Here is a 17,810-nt window from a genome sequence, read left to right on the forward strand (position 1 = left end):
ATCGGGGATGGGAAATGCTCAAGAACGGCGTGCTGCTCGCTGTCGCGGCAGTGGCGATGATATGCGGGCCGGCGCTGTGCGTTCCGGCAGCGGTAACCGCCTCGACCACCCAGGACTATCCGCCGACCCCGCCGTCGCTGCCGCCGGAGTTCGGACGGGCCGAAGCGCTCCTCCGATTGGCGATCGAACTCGACGCAGCGGCGAGGGACGTCAGGCGCCGGGTCGACCGGCTCTGCGCCCGGGCTTTCGGCGTCGAATACTGCGCGGAGAACTTCGGCACCAGCATTCCCCTTCGAGTCGCCGGCACCAGGAAGGCCTCCCGCGTGGCCTCGCCTCCGCTGGTGAACGGCGAGGATGGCGAGGAGATCGCGGCCGAGGCGGCCAAGCTCGCCGCCGAGGCGGACGCGATTACGGACAAGGCCTCCAGGGCGGCGGCGGAGGCGTGGAATCTCGCCCGCCTGTTCACCGGGGTTTCTCCGATTACGGCGACAACGGCTGCCAAGGCGGCCGGAGTGGCCGCCGATGCCGTCGAAATCGCCAGTGGAGCGGCGAAACTGGCACGCTTCATCGAGCGCGCCGCGTCGGCCGCGATCTCAGGATCCGGCAGGGACAACAGCGGTGCGGACGATTTCCAGACGGGGAACCTCAGCGATCTCGCCGCGAACAACTCCGTGGGTTACTCGGCCAACAAGACCTCCGATTTCTCGGGAGGACTCTCCGTGAATCCCGCGACGAACGACGGGGGCGGGCAGGCGCCTCCGGTCAGCGGAGAGCACGAAGGTGCCGGCGGGGAGCAGGCAGGGGCGCCGGTGGGTGAACCCGGCGTGCCGGGTCACGAGGATCACGCGTGCTCGGGCGACGACTGCGCCTCGGAGGAAGGGGACACAGGCGACGGGGACACCCCGGAGGCCCCTGACGCTCCGGAGGCCGCGGGCGCTCCGGCTGCCCCGGCCGGGGTTCAGGGTGGCGCTCAGGGTGGGGGTGGTCTGCCGTTCACGGGTGCGCCGATGGTGGCACTGGCCGCGGTGGGAGCCGGGCTGCTGGCACTGGCCGCCGGACTCCTGGTCGCCGTGCGGCGCCGCCGATTCCGGCCCGGCAGGCGGTAGCCCGCGTTCCCGCCTCGGCGTGGCGAGCCCTGCTCGGGCAGGTCCCGTCGGGGCGGGGGCCGGTTACTAGAGTTGCGCCATGAGTCCCAGGATCGCGACCGCCGAGACCGTCTCCCGTGAACAACTGCTCGACTTCGTCCGTGACCGCCACAAGGCCATCCTGATCACGACGAGAAGCGGCGGCGGGCCGCAGGCGTCCCCGGTGTCCTGCGGCGTCGACCCCGAGGGGCGCGTCGTCGTGTCGACGTACCCTGAGCGGGCCAAGACCCGCAACGCCCGCCGCGACCCACGCGTCAGCGTGGTCGTGCTGTCGGACGACTTCGACGGGCCGTGGGTGCAGGTGGACGGCGAGGCCGAGGTGCTCGACCTGCCCGAGGCGCTTGAGCCGCTGGTGGATTACTACCGTTCGATCTCGGGCGAGCACCCCGACTGGGAGGAGTATCGCGCGGCGATGGTCCGGCAGGGCAAGTCGCTGCTGCGGGTCACCCCGATCTCCTGGGGCCCGGTGGCCACCGGCGGGTTCCCGCCGCGCCTGGCCTGACCGGCCCCGGCGCCCGGTAGTCCCCGGGGCTGATCCCGTAGCGGCGGACGAACCAGTGAACCTGGACGGTCGAGCGGGCGCGCTCGTCCGGCGGGGCGTCCGTCCACGGCACGCCGAACGGCATCCCCGCCGGGTCGTGGACGCCCTCCGCCGCGCGATCGGCGAGCGCGTCGAGGTCGTTCAGGGTCGGCAGCCGTAGCTCCAGCCGGGGAGTCGTCACCTTGAGCGCGAAGAGCGGCCAGTGTCGCATGTGCCGATCCTGACAAGACCGCGCGCCTCGCCGCACCCCGATTTCCACGAACGGCCTTCCTCGGACTCTGTCTGATCGCGACTGCCGCGGACCCGGAACGAGGCGCTCTCGTGCCGCTCTCGTGCCGCTCTCGTGCCGCTCTGATGCGGCTCTGATGTGCGCCTCCTACCGTCGGCGGGCGTAAGGCCGGTGGCGCACCGGCATCCGCGCCGCGGCCGACGGCGTCGTCGCCGCGGCGGGGCGCCCGCGAGACGAAGGAGCCGGACGTGCACGATTTCGCCGCACCCTCCCTGACCGCCGCACCCGCCGAGTACGCCGAGACCGAGGGCGGGGCGTTTCCGCGGGTTCTCCTGGAGGCGCTGCGGAGCGCGCCCGCCGGCCCGGCCTTCGAACAGGGGGACAGGACCGTTTCCCGGGGTGAGCTGCTGGACCTGATCGGGCACATGGCCGGGGCGATGCGCGAGGCGGGTCTGCGCCCCGGCCGGGGCGTCGCCGTGCGGACCGGGGTGACGCCGGAGGCGTTCGCCGCCCAGATCGCCGCGCACGTGCTGGGCTGCCGCGTCGTGGCCGTGAAGCCCGGATACACGCCCCGCCAGCTCGCGCACGTCCTCGGGGCGGGAGTCGACGCGGGAGTTGACACGGGAGTCGACGCGGTGATCGTCGACCCGGCGTCCGCGACCCCGGAGGTGCTCGGCGCGGCCGGGGCGGCCACGGTGCTGTCGCTCGGTCCCGTCGCCGGTGTGCCCGCCGCCGTCGACATCCTCACCACACCCGGAGGAGGCGGCAGCCCGATCCCCGCCGTCGCGGCGCGGCCGGACGACATGGCCCTGCTGACCTTCACCAGCGGCAGCACCGGCGAGCCGAAGGGCTGCGCGCTCACCTACCGCGCGCTCGGCGCGCACTGGTCCTGGCCCCGCGTATGGTCGTCGGTCGAGCCCGGCTTCGTCGACAGGTTCGGGCGGCACCTGCTGTTCGGCACCCTGGCCAGCCAGGTGGTGCTGGACTTCCTCGCGCCGTGCCTGCTCGGCGGGGGCACCGTGGTCATCCCGGAGGACGACGGCCGGCCGCTGTTCCCGTACGCGGTCGAGCGCCATCGCATCACCAGCGCCATCGTGACCCCGCCACGGCTGTGCCGGATGCTCGACCTGCTCCGCGAGGAGCGGGCCGACGTCGGCAGCCTGCGCATGATGATGGTCGCCGGATCGCCCATCAGCCCGCACCGGATGCGGGAGGCGGCGGACCGGCTCGGCCCCGTCGTCTATCAGGGGTACGGCGCGACCGAGGCCGGGATGATCACCATCCTCAACCCCGGTGACCTCGGCCGCGCGCCGGCCTCCGTCGGCCGTGCCCACCCCAGCGTCGAGATCAGCGTGCGTGACGAGGAGGGCCGCCCGGTGGAGACGGGACGCACCGGTGAGGTCCACGTGCGCAGCCCCTTCCTGATGGCGGGCTACTGGGGGCAGCCGGAGGAGACCCGTGACGTGCTGCGGGACGGCTGGCTGCGCACCCGCGACCTCGGCCGCCTCGACGACGAGGGCCTGCTCTATCTGGCGGGCCGGACCAGGGACGTCGTCATCGTCAACGGGATCGTCGTCTACGCCGGGCCCGTCGAGCGGGTGCTGGCCGGGCACCCGGACGTGGCCGAGGCGTACGTGACCGGCGCGCCGGACGAGCGGACCGGGGAGGCCGTCCACGCCTTCGTCGTCCCCGTGCCCGGTCGCGCGCCGGACCCCGCCGTCCTGACCGCCCTGGTCCGCGCCGAACTCGGCGTGGACAGCGTGCCCCGGACGATCACGACGGTGCCCGGCGTGCCGGTCGCGGCCAGCGGAAAACCAGACAAGCGCGCACTGCTGGAGCGGCACCCGCCGGCCGCGCTCTGAGCGTTTTCTGAGAATCACCCGCCAACACTGGTGAAACTTCAACCATCCAAGCGAGGGAGGCGGCAATGCCGGACAACACCCTTGACTACCTGGTGATCGGCGCCGGACCGGCGGGCCTGCAGATGGGCCACTTCCTGCACCGGGCGGGGCGGAGCTACCGGATCCTGGAGGCGACGCCCGCGCCGGGCGCGTTCTTCCGGACCTTCCCCCGCCACCGGAAGCTGATCTCCATCAACAAGAAGTACACCGGCTGGGACGACCCGGAGCTCAACCTCCGGATGGACTGGAACTCGCTGCTGTCCGACGACCCCCGGCTCCTGTTCACCCACTACAGCGACCGCTACTTCCCCGACGCCGACGACATGGTCCGCTACCTGGAGGACTTCGCCGCCACCCAGGAGTCGCACATCACGTACGACGCGCGGGTCGCCGAGGTCGCGCGCCCGGAGGCCGGCGGCCCGTTCACGGTGACCGACGAGCGCGGCCGGACGTACCAGGCCCGGCGGGTGATCGTCGCGACGGGGGTCACCCGGCCCAACGTCCCGCCGATCCCCGGCGTCGAGACCGCCGAGCAGTACGGCGACGTCTCCGTCGATCCCGCCGACTACACGAACAAGCGGGTGCTGATCATCGGCAAGGCCAACTCGGCCTTCGAGACCGCCGACAACCTCATCGAGACGGCCGCGGTCATCCACGTGGCCGGGCCGCACTCGGTCAAGCTGGCCTGGCGGACCCACTTCGTCGGACACCTGCGCGCGTACAACAACAACTTCCTCGACACCTACCAGCTCAAACTGCAGAACGCCGTGCTGGACGGCGACGTCCGGCGCATCGAGCGCCTGGCCGACGGCTCCTACCTGGTCACCGTGGCCTTCGTCCGGGCCGACGAGGTCACCAAGGACATCCCGTACGACCGGGTGATCGTCTGCACCGGATTCCGGTTCGACCCCTCGATCTTCGCTCCCGAATGCCGGCCGGAGCTGGCGATCAACGACAGGTTCCCGGCGCTGACCCCGGCGTTCGAGTCGGTCAACGTGCCGGATCTCCACTTCGCCGGGACGATCACCCAGTCGCGCGACTTCAAGCGGGGGACCAGCGGGTTCATCCACGGGTTCCGGTACGGCGTGCGCGCCCTGCACCGCGCCCTGGAGGCCAGGCACCACGGCGTCGCGTGGGCGGGCCGTGACCTGCCCGCCGAGCCCGGCGCGCTCGCGGCGGCCGTGCTCGAACGGGTCAACCGCAGTTCGGCGCTGTGGCAGCAGTTCGGGGTGCTGGCCGACGTCATCGTGCCCGACGGCCGCGGCGGCGCGCGCTACCTGGAGGAGGTGCCGCTCGACCTGCAGGGCCCGCCGGTCGGCGACGGGGACCACTTCGCCGTCACGCTGGAGTACGGCCCCCACCACGACAAGATCGACCCCTTCGACGTCGCCGTGGGACGGATCACCCAGAGCGACGCGGAGCGCGCACACGAGGGCCACTACCTCCACCCCGTGGTGCGCCGCTTCCGGAACGGCGTGGTGGAGGCGGTCCACCACGTCACCGAGAACCTGGAGAACGACTGGACGTCCGAGCAGGTGCATCTCAACCCGCTGCGGGACTTCTTCCAGCACCACAGCATCCCGGTCTCGGTGTGACGACCGTGCTCGCGACCATCGGGGAGTACGAGGCGGCGGCCCGCGACCGCCTCGCCCCCGCCCACTACGACTACTTCGCCGGCGGGGCCGGCGAGGAGATCACCCTGCGGGCCAACGAGGCGGCGTTCGCCCGGCTCGCGCTGCTGCCACGCGTCCTGCGCGGCGCGGGGAGCCCCAGGACGGGGGTCACCCTGCTCGGCAGCTCCCTGGCCATGCCCGTGCTGGTGGCGCCGACCGCGTTCCACCGGCTGGCCGATCCCGAGGGCGAGCGGGCCACGGCCCGCGCGGCGGCCACCGCGGGCACCGTCATGATCGTGAGCATGGCCTCGACCATGGCCGTCGAGGACGTCGCGTCCGCCGCCTCGGGCGTCACCCTGTGGTTCCAGCTCTACCTCCAGCCGGACATGAACTTCACCGAGACGATCGTCCGGCGGGCCGAGGCGGCCGGCTGCGCGGCGCTGGTCGTCACCGTCGACTCCCCCGCCCGGGGGCGGCGGGACCGGGACGCCCGCAACGGCTTCGACGACCTGCCCGACGGCATGTGCTGCGAGAACCTGCGCGACGGCGACCGGGTGCGGCCCATCGTCATGTCGCCGGAGATCGGCTGGGAGCACGTCGATCTGCTGCGGCGGATGACCCGGCTGCCGATCGTGCTCAAGGGCGTCACCCATCCCGCCGACGCGTGTCTCGCCCTGGACCACGGCGTGTCGGCGCTGTACGTGTCGAACCACGGCGGACGGCAGCTCGACACCGTCCCGGCCGCCGTCGACCTGCTGCCGGCGATCGCCGCCGCCGTCGGCGGAGCCGTACCCGTGCTGGTCGACGGGGGGATCCGGCGCGGCACCGACGTGGTGAAGGCGCTGGCGCTCGGCGCGTCCGCCGTCGCGGTGGGCCGTCCGGTGTTGTGGGGCCTCGCGGCGGACGGCGAGCGCGGCGCGGCCCGCGTGCTCGGGCTGCTCCGCGACGAGATCGAGCACGCGCTCGCCCTGTGCGGCGTCGCCTCCGTACGGGACCTCGGGCCCGACCTGGTGCGGCCGTGCTGACGGCGCTGTGGGCGGTGGCGGCGGCCCTCGTCGTGATCAGCCTGCCCCGGTGGCTCCCCGGGCGGGTCGTCGCGGTGCGCGGGTGGGTCTTCACCCGGATCAACGGCGACGAGAGCATCCCGGTGCCCGGAGACCTCGTCGGCGTCGATCGGTTCAGGGAGGTCTACTCCCATCCGGCGGCCTCCGGCCGCAGCAGGGGCGCCGCCCTGTCGGACCTGTTCTGGTACTGGCTGTCGCCGGGGCCCGAGATGCACCAGGAACATCTGGAGGAGGGAGAGCGCTACGACGCCGTCGCCCTGGCCACCCGCCGGATCCTGTCCGTGCCGCGGACGCGGGCCGAGGAGCTCACCCGCCGCTGCGTCACCCGTACGCTGCGGGACGGGTGGGGGCGGGACGGGCCGGAGAGAGATGGGCAGGGGTGGGAGCGGAGCGGCGTGGTCCGGCTGCGCGACCTGATGATGCCGGCGTGGGCCGAGTTCTCCTACGAGCTCGTCTTCGGCGAGGAGTGCCCGCCGCACGCCCGCGACCTGATCGTCGGCAACGCCGACGACGTCGTGACCGCCCTGAAGTGCTGCGGCCTGCGGCACATGGACCGGCGCGACCGGCTGACCGCGTATCTCGTCGAGTCGCTGCCACGGGTGAGGCAGGAACTCCCGCCCGGCCTGACGGACCGGGAACGGGCGCTTTATCTCCAGGGCGCCTTCTTCAACACCGCCGTGGTGCAGATGTCGGAGGCCACGGCGCACGTGCTGATGGTCCTCGCGCGGCACCCGGACGTTCAGGACAGGGCGCGTGGCGGCGACGACCGTCACCTCGACCAGGTGATCTCGGAGACGCTGCGGCTCTACCCGCTCTTCGGCATCGCGCACCGCGTCACCACGGGTGACATCCCCCTCGGGGAGGGGCCGGCGATCCCGGCCGGTTCGGTGCTGTGCTTCGACTACCCCTCCTTCCACCGCGCCGGTTTCCCCGATCCGGAGCGCTTCGATCCCGAGCGTTTCGCCCCCGGGCACGCCCCGGTCCGGGAGCTCAACCACATCCCGTTCGGCATGCCGGCGAACCGTCCCTGCCCGGCCTGGCGGCTCGCCCCCCTGATGATGCGGGTCGCGGTGCGGGAGACCCTCCGGGCGTACCGGCTCGACTCCACCGCCGCCCACACCCGGTCCCTGCCCAACCGGGGACCCTGCCTCCTCACTCCCCTCGGAGTCCCGCGCGGGCCCGGACACCGCCTGAGGCTGCTGTTCATGCGGTTCAAAGACGACTGGGAGAACCTCTGGCGCAGCCTCGTGCAGCTCGTCCTCGGCACGTACATGGTCTGGGACGCGCGGAGGCTGCGACTGTGCGAGCGCCACTTCGCCGATCTTCCCGGCGACGCCATCCGATCATGAGCTGCTGAGGAGCATGTCGTGCTCGTTCCGGCCCTTTCCCTGGCGGCCGCCCCCGCCACCGACCACAACCTCCAACTGACTCTCAAGGTGCTGCCGGCCCTGGCCGTCATCCTGCTGGCCGCGGCGGTGTGCGGCCGGCTGGCCACCATGGTCATGCAGCCGCGCGTCGTCGGCGAGATGGTCGCCGGCGTCCTGCTCGGGCCGACGCTGCTCGGCGCGCTGTTCCCCGGCGCCCAGGCGGCGTTGTTCCCCGCCGAGGTCAGACCGGTCCTGTACGTGCTCAGCACCATCGGCCTGACGTTGTACATGTTCCTCGTCGGAGCCGGGATCGACCACGACGCCCGGGCGCCGGGCGAGCTGCGCAAGGCGAGCGCGCTGGCCGCGTCGGGGATCGGCTCCCCGATGGTCCTCGGCGTCGCCGCCGGGCTCCTCCTGTGGAGCCGGCTCTCCCGCCCTGACGTCGGCCGGCTGGAGTTCGCCCTGTTCCTCGGGGGAGCGCTGTCGCTGACCGCGTTCCCCATGCTCGCGCGGATCCTGTACGAGCGCGGGCTGCAGAACAGCCGGGTCGGGCGGCTCACCCTGCTGTCCGCCTCCATCGACGACGCCGTGGCGTGGTGCCTGCTCGCGGCGCTGTCGGCGGTGCACCTGGGCGGAGGCCCCGCCGACACGCTGCGCACCATCGCCCTGGCGGGAGGGTTCGCGGCGGTGATGCTCCTGGTGGTGGCCCGGCTGCTGCGCCCTCTGGGCCGTCAGGTCGCGCGAACCGGGCGGCTCGGCGCGGGCGCCGTCTACGTGGTCGTCCTGGTGCCGCTCACCGCCGGGTACATCACCGACGCGATCGGCGTCTACTCGGTGTTCGGCGGCTTCATCGCCGGGCTGGCCATGCCGCGCGAGCCGGCGTTCCGCGCCGCCCTGCACAACCGGATGATGGACGTCGTCTCGACCCTGCTGCTCCCCGTCTTCTTCGCGTTCTCGGGACTGAACACCCATCTCGCGGGCATCGCCGGAGGACCCGCGCTCCTGGCGTTCGCGATGATCCTGGTCGCGGCCTTCTGCGGGAAGTACTTCGGCTGCGCCCTCGCGACGAGGGCGATGGGCTTCGGCTGGCGGGAGTCCTGGGCGGTGGGCGCGATGATGAACGCCCGCGGACTGATGATCCTCATCTTCATCAACATCGGCCTGGCCCAGGGCATGATCACGCAGGAGGTCTTCGCGATGCTCGTCCTCGTGGCCGTGCTCACCACCGCGGGCGCCATGCCGCTCTACAAACTGGCGCTTCCTGAGCGCCTGGAGCGGGCGCGCGCGGTGGAGGCGGAGAGCGTGGCCGGCCGCGAGAGGGCGGCCGCCTGAGACCGGTTTCAGCTACTTTCACGTTTCGGTCGCGAGACGGCCCGGGGAAACCCGCGGAAACCGCAGAACGCAGGGCACGGGAGCCGGAAGCGCCATCCCAAAGTCTGGATATTTCGCGATATTGGTGCCACGGTATTGCAGTGGCACGGATATCGGGGACATCCGAACCGCGCTCCCGTCGCCTGCTGCTCGTGGAGGACGACCGCGAGCTGGGAGACATGCTGGCCGACGTGCTCACCGACCAGGGATACACGGTCGACCTGGCGCTGGAGGGACAGCGGGGCCTGCATCTGGGACTGAGCCGCGGTTACGACGTCATGATCATCGACCGCGGGCTTCCCGTGGTCGACGGGCTCGACCTGCTGAGACGCCTACGCCGCCAGGCGGTCACCGTGCCGGTGCTGATGCTCACGGGCTTCGGCGCCGTCGCCGACCGGGTCACCGGGCTCGACGCCGGCGCCGAGGACTACCTGGTCAAGCCGTTCGAGATCGACGAGCTGCTGGCCAGGGTCCGCGCCCTGCACCGCAGGAACCTGGACCAGGCCGCGCTGCTGCCGCTCGGCGCCGGCTGGCTCGACTCCGCGTCCTTCACCGTACGGCTGCCGTCCGGCGACCAGGTGACGCTGTCCGGCCGGGAATACTGGCTGCTCCACGCGCTGGCGGCCCGCCCACGGCAGGTCCACACGCGCTCCTCGCTGCGGCAGCGGGTCTTCGACGGCGCCAGCACCGAGTCGATCGTGGACACCTACGTCTACTACCTGCGCAACAAGCTGGGCCCGGGCGTCGTACGCACCGTGCGCGGCGTCGGATACCGCCTGGGCGAGCTGTGACGCCCCGACGGCCCTTCGACCCGGAGCGCCGTCTGCTGAGCCGCGCCCGCCGCCGGATCACCCTGCAGGTCGCGGGCGTCTTCTGCCTGGTGACAGGGGTTATGGGGGCGGTCGTCTTCTGGGCGGTGGCGCACGGGCAGGACGTCGGCGCCCGGCGGGACCTCGCCGTCGCGGCGCAGATGGCCCCGATCTCCCAGCCCCCGCCCTGCGTCTGGCTGTTCGAACTGCACGGCGGCACCATGCGGAGCTCGCCCGGGGCGCCGTCGATCCTGCCGATCCGCGCGACGCTGGACGCGGTCGCCGCCGACGGGAGGACGCGGACCGGCCTCGTCCACCTCGCCGGGCGCGACCTGCTGGTCCACACCCAGCTTCGCGGAGACGTGCCGGTGCAGGCGGTGCAGGATCTGCGCTACCAGACCGCCGAGCGGCAGCGGCTGCTGCGGGTCCTCGGCGCCGCCGAGATCGCGTCTCTCCTGGCGGCGCTGCTGATCGGCCAGGTCCTCGCCCGCCGGGCGATCGCGCCGCTGGGCGAGGCCCTCGACCGGCAGCGCCGGTTCACCGCCGACGTCAGCCACGAGCTGCGCAGCCCGCTGGCCCGCCTGCACGTCCGCGCCCAGCTCGCCGCCCGGCGGCTGGGCCGGGAACCGGATCCCGGCCTCGTCGCCGGCGACCTCGACCGGCTGGTCACGGGCATCGGGCAGCTCGGCGAGGTGATCGAGGACCTGCTGCTGTCGAGCCAGCTCAGGCAGCACCGCCCGTCCGGGCCGGTCGACCTGGCCGCCCTCGCCGAGGAGTCGGCCGGCGCCGAGGCGGCCCGCGCCGGCCAGCGCGGGGTGACGATCGACGTGCGGCGGGGGCCGGGCGACCACGTCGTGCGCGGAGCGCAGTCCGCGCTCCGCCGGGTGATCTCCGCGCTCCTGGACAACGCGCTCCGGCACACCTCCGCGGGCGGCCACATCTGGGTGACGATCTGCTCGGGCCCCGATCTGGTCCGGCTCAGCGTGCGGGACGACGGGGTGGGGCTGGACCCGCGCGAGAGCGAGCGGTTGTTCGCCCGGCACGCCGGCGCGCCCCACAGCGGAGGCCTCGGCATCGGCCTGGCTCTCGTGAGCGAGGTGGTGGACGCCCACGGCGGCACCGTGCACGTCGACGGACGGCCGGGGGCCGGGGCCGCCTTCACCATCAGCCTGCCGCGCACGGCGGCGGAACCGGTGCCGCGCGAGCCCCGGCTCCTGCTGCCGCAACAGGCGCGGAGCGGGACCTCCCTGCCCGCCCGGGACGGGCCGGCCGGCCGGTGACCCCAGCCCGCGACGCTGCCGAGGGCTTCGGCGGGCAGCGGGTGCGGCACGGCGGTGGGGCCATGACGGGGATTTCTCACCATATTTCCCGCCATGGCCCCGGCCCCCCGGCAGGGGGACGTGCTCCGTCAGAGGCTGAGCCCGATCAGCAGCGGATCGTGGTCGGAGGAGCGGTAGGCGTCCGGCGCGTACAGGTAGGGCGGGTTGAACTCGGTGTTGTAGTCCATGAACCTCCCCTCATCGGCGTTGACGTGCCAGATGGTGGCGCCGGTCACCAGCTTGTTCAGCTTCTTGTCGGCCAGGGCGTGGTCGAGCTCGCCCGACAGGCCGTCGAAGACGTAGCTGTAGCGGTCCTCCTTCGTGACGTGCTTCTTGCTCAGGCTGACCAGCCCGGCGTCCTCGAAGGTGTGGACGGGGTCCTCCTCGCCATAGGCGTTGACGTCGCCGACGACGAGCGTGTTCCGCAGCTTGAGGCTGTCGATCAGGGCCAGCACGGCCTGGGCCTGCTTGACCCGCTTGGCGTTGAAGCAGCTCTGGCCGTCTCCCTGGTCGGCGTCGGCGCCGGTGGCGGGAGCCGAGTCGGGTCCGTCGGTGCAGCCCTTGGACTTGAAATGGTTGACGAGAATCGTGAAGATCTCGCCCTTGCCGTTCGCCCGGCCGAAGGTCTGCACCAGCGGCGGACGGTTGAAGATCGGATCGGCGGAGGACTGCGGCCCGCCGATCGGAGTGACCTTGGCCGGCTTGTAGATCAGTGCGGTCTGGATGAGGTCGGTACCCGGGTTCGGGTGGGTGATCGCCTTGTAGGTGCCCGCGCCCGCCGCGGCGTTCAACGCGTCGACCAGGGCGTTCAGCGCGACGTTGTTGTTGCGCTCGATCTCCATCAGGCCGGCCACGTCGGGGTCGAGAGCGAGGATGTTGGCGACCAGCTTCGCGAGCTGGCGGTCCCGCTCGGCGGCGGTGGTCGCGCCCCGGGACTTCAGGGTGGTGAACCAGTTGAGCGTGTTGAGGCTGGCCACCCGGACGTTGCCGCCGACCTTCTCCGGCTTCGCGGGCCGCGGGTTCTCCGGCCGGAACACGACCGGCTGGGTCGGCTCGACGCGGTAGACGCCGAAGCCGTAGGTGAGCACTCCGGTCAGGTTCTTCACCTCGTCGCCGATCCGGACCGTGTTGGATCCCTCGGTGTGGTAGGGCAGGGTCGGCGGGTTCTGCGCGTTGGAGCCGTCGTCGAGCAGGATCGAACGCCGCGCGTCCTTCCCGGTGTCGACGCCCTTGCGGTCGGTCGGCTGCCACAGGCGGCCGCCCTCGGCGAGGGTGATCTCGCCGTACCGGCCGAGGTTGTAGATCTCCGAGGCGGCCATGCCGTCCTTGAAGGTGATGAGCATGTTCTCGTACCGCTCGAAGGTGACACCCTCCTTGAGCGGCAGCTTCACCTCGGTCGGCTTGATCGTGCCGGTGCCGCACACGTTCACCGCCGTGGTCGGCGAGATCTCCGTGAGGCCGTTGTACTCGACCGCCTTCCCGGAGACGAGGACGCGGTCACCGGCCTTGACCGGCGAGGAGGAGAACACGAACAGGCCCTCGGAGGTCGCCGCGTCCTTGTCCGGCTTGGGGTCCTGGACGTAGAAGCCGCCGAGCTGGCCGGAGCCCTGGAAGGAGCCGGTGACGACGCCCTCGACCCGGACGTCCTGGCCGTCGACGGGGCTGACGTCGCCGTTGCCCTGCACCTGCGCGATGCGGTGGGTGATCGGCGTGTCGCACGTGGCGCTGGGCGACGGGCTCGGGGAGGGCGACGGGCTCGCGCTCGGTGAGGGGGAGGGGGAGGCTGACGGGCTCTCGCTCGGGGAGGCGGACGGGCTCGGGCTCTCGCTCGGAGTGGCCGAGGGAGACGGGGACGGATCCGGCCCGGCGCAGGGGGCCGCCGCGGCGGCGCTGTTGCGCGGCGCGGGCGCGGCGGCCTCGAAGTCGGCGCCGTTGTCGTCGGTGTCGGTGCAGCCGCCGCCCCTGCGGATCGCGGCGGTGCCGTTGGTGAGCCCGGGCGCGGGGGTGCCCTCGAAGAAGTTCGCGTTGCCGTAGCCGACCAGGTCAGCGATCAGCGCGAGTTGCTGGTCGGCGCAGGGAACGGTGGAGCCGTTGCAGGCCAGGCCGGTGGTGGAGTTGACCAGCGCGAGCTTGCCCGCCGTGCCGCTCATGTTGATGCCGCCGACGTCGTCGGGCGTCGGCAGGGAGCCGCTGGGGGTGGTGCCCGCCGCGAGCTGGACCAGGTGGTACTGCCCCGGGGCGAGGGTGCCGCTGAGGTCGGTCTTGTTGGCGGAGAAGTTTCCGGTTCCGGTCGCACTGGTGTACTGCACCGACCAGCCGTTCAGCGAAATGGAGGCGCCGCTGCGGTTGAAGAGTTCGACGTAGTCGTTGGTGAGGGGGGCGCCGGAGTTTCCGCCTCCCCCGTAGACCTGGCTGATCACTACTGTTCCCGGCGCCGCGGCGGCGGGAGCGGACGAGAGGGCGGCGATCGAGCCGGCGGCGACGCCGCTGGTGACGAGGATCGCGAGTGCCCGAGGTATTGCGCGCATGGCCTGAGAGTAAAGCCACCTTAATCAGCACAAACCATCTTTTCTATGTATGAAGAATGAACGCCTGACGGGCGGCGAGAACGGCCGGATCGCCGTGGGACTGCTGGAGCGCGTCAGCCTGAGCCGGCAGGGAGAGCGTAGGCTCGGAATCGCGATGGGCCGAAGCGGCCGACGGTAGCCGGACCGGCCGGGCGCGAGGTCTTGACCAGCGGAGATGACGTTCGGTGCACGGCGTGAGGGACCTGTGGTGACATGCCGCGCGTGCTGAGTGAACGAGCCCGTCCCGCCCGCGTGCGGAAGCACCGTCACGCGCCGTGGTTCGCGGTGGCGGCGGTGTGCGTCGGCGCGTTCATGGGGCAACTGGACGCGAGTGTCGTCACGTTGATCTTTCCCTCGCTGCAGCGTGGGTTCCACGCACCGCTGGCGGCGGTGCAGTGGGTGGCCCTGGCCTACCTGCTCACCGTGATCGCTCTACTGGCAGGCGCGGGCCGCCTGGCCGACGTCGCGGGACGCAAGCTGGTCTACCTGCAGGGGTTCGCCGTGTTCACCGCGGCGTCGGCGGCATGCGGGTTCGCATCGTCATTGCCCGTCCTGGTGGGCAGCCGGGTGGCGCAGGCGGTGGGAGCGGCCATGTTGCAGGCCAACAGCGTGGCCCTGGTGGTCACCAGCGTTCCCCCACGGCGGGCGCGGGCCGCGCTGGGAGCACAGGCGGCGGCGCAGTCGCTGGGCCTGGCCGTCGGCCCGCTGGCAGGCGGGCTGGTGGTCGGCCTGGCCGGCTGGCGGTGGGTGTTCTGGATCAATGTGCCGGTCGGGCTGGCGGCCATCGTCGCGGGCCGGTACCTTCTGCCGCGCACCCGCGCACGTGTTCGTGGCGGCGCGTTCGACGTGATCGGGCTGGTCCTGCTGGCCGGCGCCGCTACCGTTCTGTTGCTGGCCGTCTCGGCGGTGTCCGGCCTGGGCTGGCCATCGTGGGTGATCGCGGTCCTGCTGGCCGCGGGCGCGGCATCCGCGCTCGGGCTCTGGCGCTGGGAGCGGCGGGCCGCCGTCCCGCTGATCGACGCGGCGGTGGTGGGCGGCGGCGCGGTGGCGGCCGGGCTCGCGGGGGCCCTGTGCGGCTATCTCGTCCTGTTCGGCCCGCTGGTGCTCGTCCCGCAGGTGCTGGTCGCCGCCGGCCTGAGCGAGTCGCACGCCGGTGCGGTGCTCAGCGCGCTGCCCGCCGGATTCGCGGTGGCCGCTCTCACGGCTGATCACCTGCTGCCGCGCCGGTGGGGCAATCGGCCGCGCTGCCTGGCCGGTGCCCTGATCGCCGCCACAGCGGCCGGGGCGGCAACGATCGCTCCCGTCACCCCCGGTCCGCTCGCGGCCTGCCTTGGGCTGCTCGGCGCGGGTCTCGGCCTGTTCGTCCCCGCCAACAACGCCGCTGTCATGGCCGTGGTCCCGGCCCGTATGTCGGCGACCGTCGGCGGACTGATCAACATGGCGCGCGGCATGGGGACCGCGCTCGGCATCGCCGCCGTCACGCTCGCGCTGTTCACGACCGCCCGATCCCCGACCACCGGGACCCGGATCGCGCTGGCCGGCCTGGGCTTCGCGGCCCTGGTAGCCGCGCTGACCGCGGCGCTGCCGCCCAGGAGTCGTGCGTCTCAGCCGGGCACCGTCGCGGGCGGCGAACGCGGTCGGCCCGGGCCCCTCGCGTGACGAGAGCCACCCTTCAGTTCAGCCGGTGGGGCGGGGGACCTGGGCGAACGTGGACAGCTTGAACCACCGGGGCAGGGCGCGGCGGGCCGCCTCCGGGCCGTGCACCTCGACGGCGCCGGAGCGGAGGGCGCCGGACCAGGTGAGGTCGCCACGCCAGATCTCGGTCATCCGCCGCAGGCCGGCGATCACGCTCACCGTCGGCGGATAGCCGGGGTCGTCGTCGCACACGTCCACGTCGCCGGGGGTGATGACCAGCCACCAGTCCCGGGTGTGCGCCGGCACGTCCGTGAAGCTGAACCGCACCACCGTGCGCTGCCCCGGGACGACGTCGTGGTCGACGTTGCGGTGCATGTCCCACAGCAGCAGCTGCGGATCGAGGTCCTCGTCGCCCAGCTCGGGGATCCACCGGATGCCCCAGGCGCCCAGGGCTTCGACCACTGGTCGCAGCTCCTGCCCGGCCGGGGTGAGCAGGTACCGTACGCGGTTGCCGTCGGGACGGCGCTCCAGGACGCCGGCCCGCTCCAGCCGGTTGAGCCGCCTGGACAGCAGCGAGGGGGACATCCTCGGCACCCCGCGGCGTAGCTCGTTGAAGTAACGGCCTCCGGTGACCAGCTCGCGGATGATGAGCAGTGTCCAACGCTCGTCAAGCAGCTCCATCGCCTTCGCGACGGGACAGAATTGTCCGTACGAGGAACCCACGCCGCTCAGCGTAACCCCGGGACGAAATCATCAGGTGGTACACATCTCGTACTAGAGACGGGCTCCCGGCCTTTCTAGCGTCGAGCCATGACTCTCACGATGAACGAGCCCCTGCACGATGCCGGCGTCGTCGCGCTGGCCGCCGAAGTAGGACGGAAATGCGCCCTGACAGAGGCGCGGCACGACCTGGACGCCACCTTCGTCGCCGAGGGCTACCAGGCGATGCGGGACCACGGATACCTGTGGCTGGCCGTACCCGCCGAGTTCGGCGGCCTGGGCGCCGGGCTGCGTCAGGTGGTGCTGGCCGAGGGCGAGCTCGCCCGCCACGCCGGATCGGCCGCGCTCGCCGCCGCCATGCATCTCTACCTGACCCTGGTCCAGTGCTGGCGGCACCGCCGGGGCGCGCCGGACGCCGAGGGCGCGCTGCGCCGGATCGCCGCGGACGGGCTGATCATGGCGACCAGCGGCGGATCCGACTGGGTGTGCCCGACGGCGACGGCCGTCGAGGTCGACGGGGGGTTCCGGTTCACCGGACGCAAGACGTTCTGCTCGCAGGCGCCGGTCGCGACCGTCATCTCCACCTCGGCGGTGCTCGGTGAGCCCGGGCCCGGCGCCGAGGTGCTGCACGCGGGCGTGCCGCTGTCGAGCCCCGGCGTCTCCCTGGTGGAGACCTGGGACACCCTCGGCATGCGCGGCACCGCCAGCCACGACCTGGTGTTCGAGGACGTGTTCGTCCCCGCCGACAAGCTCCTCGGGCGGCGGCCGTACGGCAGGCTCGCGGGGCCGCTGCTGGTCGCCGCGATCCACTTCGCGCCCGTCGCGGGCGCGGTCTACCTGGGCATCGCGCAGGGGGCGTACGACGAGGCGCTCCGCGTCCTCGCCGCGCGCGCCGGAGACCCGGCTCCGGCGGTGGTGCGCCTGCTGGGGGAGATGGCCGCCCGCCTGCGGGTGGCCCGGTGGGCGCTGCTCGCCGCCGTCGAGGATGTCGGCGAAGACCCGCCGGCGGACGAGCCGACGCTGGTCACGTTGATGACGGCCAAGCGGCACGCCGTGTGCGAGGCGAAGGCCGTCGTGGATCTCGCCCTCGACGCCGTGGGGGGCGCCGCGTTCTTCCGCACCTCCCCGTTGGAACGGGCATTTCGGGACGTCCGCGGCGGCCCGTTCCACCCCCTCACCCCCGAGGCGACCCTGGCGCTGGCCGGCGCCGCCGCGCTGGCCGAGGCGAGACGCGTGCCGTGATCACGTCACCTCGTCACGAGGCGACCGTGCGGGATGTTCGTCTTTGCGGTCGTGAACCTCCTCATAGGTGACTGTCCGAGAGGGCGGCTGCGGGGACGTGGTGTCTGTCCCCGGACCGCCCCGCGCCATGGCCGCCGGGCGATGGCCCCGAGTCGACTGTTAGCGCTCACATGTCCTACCTGTGTGCGGTTCCTTCTCTGTCAGACGGTGGTGGTGGTGGGCAGATCGGAGCCAATACGAGACGAAGAGGAGGCGTCAAGGACGGCACCTCGCGCCCGCTGGGGTTT

General features: G+C 72.4%; 14 protein-coding genes. 11 read left to right on the forward strand and 3 right to left on the reverse strand.

Annotated elements, in window-relative coordinates; translation table 11 throughout:
* The first annotated feature begins 14 nt into the window (after positions 1-14).
* Together OG344_RS10475 and OG344_RS10480 are read left to right on the forward strand one after the other, a co-directional pair.
* On the forward strand, positions 15-1,106 hold the full coding sequence (locus tag OG344_RS10475) for a hypothetical protein (protein WP_405088042.1): 1,092 nt from the start codon (positions 15-17) through the stop codon (positions 1,104-1,106).
* 79 nt (positions 1,107-1,185) lie between these two features.
* On the forward strand, positions 1,186-1,647 hold the full coding sequence (locus OG344_RS10480) for a PPOX class F420-dependent oxidoreductase (RefSeq protein ID WP_405088043.1): 462 nt from the start codon (positions 1,186-1,188) through the stop codon (positions 1,645-1,647).
* Here OG344_RS10480 and OG344_RS10485 read toward each other — a convergent pair.
* Positions 1,589-1,897 (reverse strand): hypothetical protein, encoded by a 309-nt coding sequence (locus OG344_RS10485; protein ID WP_405088044.1) that lies wholly within the window; start codon positions 1,895-1,897, stop codon positions 1,589-1,591. The genes OG344_RS10480 and OG344_RS10485 overlap by 59 nt on opposite strands.
* 266 nt (positions 1,898-2,163) lie before the next feature.
* On the opposite strand from OG344_RS10485, the gene OG344_RS10490 reads away from it, so the two are divergent.
* From OG344_RS10490 to OG344_RS10520, 7 genes are all read left to right on the forward strand, one after another.
* The gene (locus tag OG344_RS10490; protein WP_405088045.1) at positions 2,164-3,777 is read left to right on the forward strand and encodes a class I adenylate-forming enzyme family protein; all 1,614 of its coding nucleotides are present in this window, start codon (positions 2,164-2,166) and stop codon (positions 3,775-3,777) included.
* A 65-nt stretch (positions 3,778-3,842) separates the two neighbouring features.
* Positions 3,843-5,411, forward strand: a complete 1,569-nt coding sequence (locus OG344_RS10495; RefSeq protein WP_405088046.1) for an NAD(P)-binding domain-containing protein — start codon at positions 3,843-3,845, stop codon at positions 5,409-5,411.
* Positions 5,408-6,454, forward strand: a complete 1,047-nt coding sequence (locus OG344_RS10500) for an alpha-hydroxy acid oxidase (protein ID WP_327049047.1) — start codon at positions 5,408-5,410, stop codon at positions 6,452-6,454. The genes OG344_RS10495 and OG344_RS10500 overlap by 4 nt, the downstream gene beginning before the upstream one ends.
* Positions 6,448-7,842, forward strand: a complete 1,395-nt coding sequence (locus tag OG344_RS10505) for a cytochrome P450 (RefSeq protein ID WP_405088047.1) — start codon at positions 6,448-6,450, stop codon at positions 7,840-7,842. The genes OG344_RS10500 and OG344_RS10505 overlap by 7 nt, the downstream gene beginning before the upstream one ends.
* A gap of 18 nt (positions 7,843-7,860) precedes the next feature.
* Positions 7,861-9,192 (forward strand): cation:proton antiporter, encoded by a 1,332-nt coding sequence (locus tag OG344_RS10510; protein ID WP_405088048.1) that lies wholly within the window; start codon positions 7,861-7,863, stop codon positions 9,190-9,192.
* Between the two features lie 140 nt (positions 9,193-9,332).
* A complete protein-coding gene (locus OG344_RS10515) occupies positions 9,333-10,022 on the forward strand; it encodes a response regulator transcription factor (protein ID WP_327049050.1) in 690 nt (229 codons plus the stop codon).
* On the forward strand, positions 10,019-11,320 hold the full coding sequence (locus tag OG344_RS10520) for a sensor histidine kinase (RefSeq protein WP_405088049.1): 1,302 nt from the start codon (positions 10,019-10,021) through the stop codon (positions 11,318-11,320). The genes OG344_RS10515 and OG344_RS10520 overlap by 4 nt, the downstream gene beginning before the upstream one ends.
* A gap of 128 nt (positions 11,321-11,448) precedes the next feature.
* On the opposite strand, the gene OG344_RS10525 is transcribed toward OG344_RS10520, so the two are convergent.
* A complete protein-coding gene (locus tag OG344_RS10525) occupies positions 11,449-13,887 on the reverse strand; it encodes an ExeM/NucH family extracellular endonuclease (protein WP_405088050.1) in 2,439 nt (812 codons plus the stop codon).
* Between the two features lie 261 nt (positions 13,888-14,148).
* Between OG344_RS10525 and OG344_RS10530 the strand changes: the two genes are divergently transcribed.
* The gene (locus OG344_RS10530) at positions 14,149-15,585 is read left to right on the forward strand and encodes an MFS transporter (protein ID WP_405088051.1); all 1,437 of its coding nucleotides are present in this window, start codon (positions 14,149-14,151) and stop codon (positions 15,583-15,585) included.
* A gap of 18 nt (positions 15,586-15,603) precedes the next feature.
* Here the strand turns inward: OG344_RS10530 and OG344_RS10535 are convergent, their stop codons facing one another.
* The gene (locus OG344_RS10535; protein ID WP_405088052.1) at positions 15,604-16,242 is read right to left on the reverse strand and encodes a winged helix-turn-helix transcriptional regulator; all 639 of its coding nucleotides are present in this window, start codon (positions 16,240-16,242) and stop codon (positions 15,604-15,606) included.
* A 129-nt stretch (positions 16,243-16,371) separates the two neighbouring features.
* On the opposite strand from OG344_RS10535, the gene OG344_RS10540 reads away from it, so the two are divergent.
* Positions 16,372-17,523, forward strand: a complete 1,152-nt coding sequence (locus OG344_RS10540) for an acyl-CoA dehydrogenase family protein (RefSeq protein WP_405088053.1) — start codon at positions 16,372-16,374, stop codon at positions 17,521-17,523.
* The last annotated feature ends 287 nt before the right edge of the window (positions 17,524-17,810 follow it).

Source organism: Microbispora sp. NBC_01389 (assembly GCF_045040095.1).
In the GTDB taxonomy this organism is placed as follows: Bacteria; Actinomycetota; Actinomycetes; order Streptosporangiales; family Streptosporangiaceae; genus Microbispora.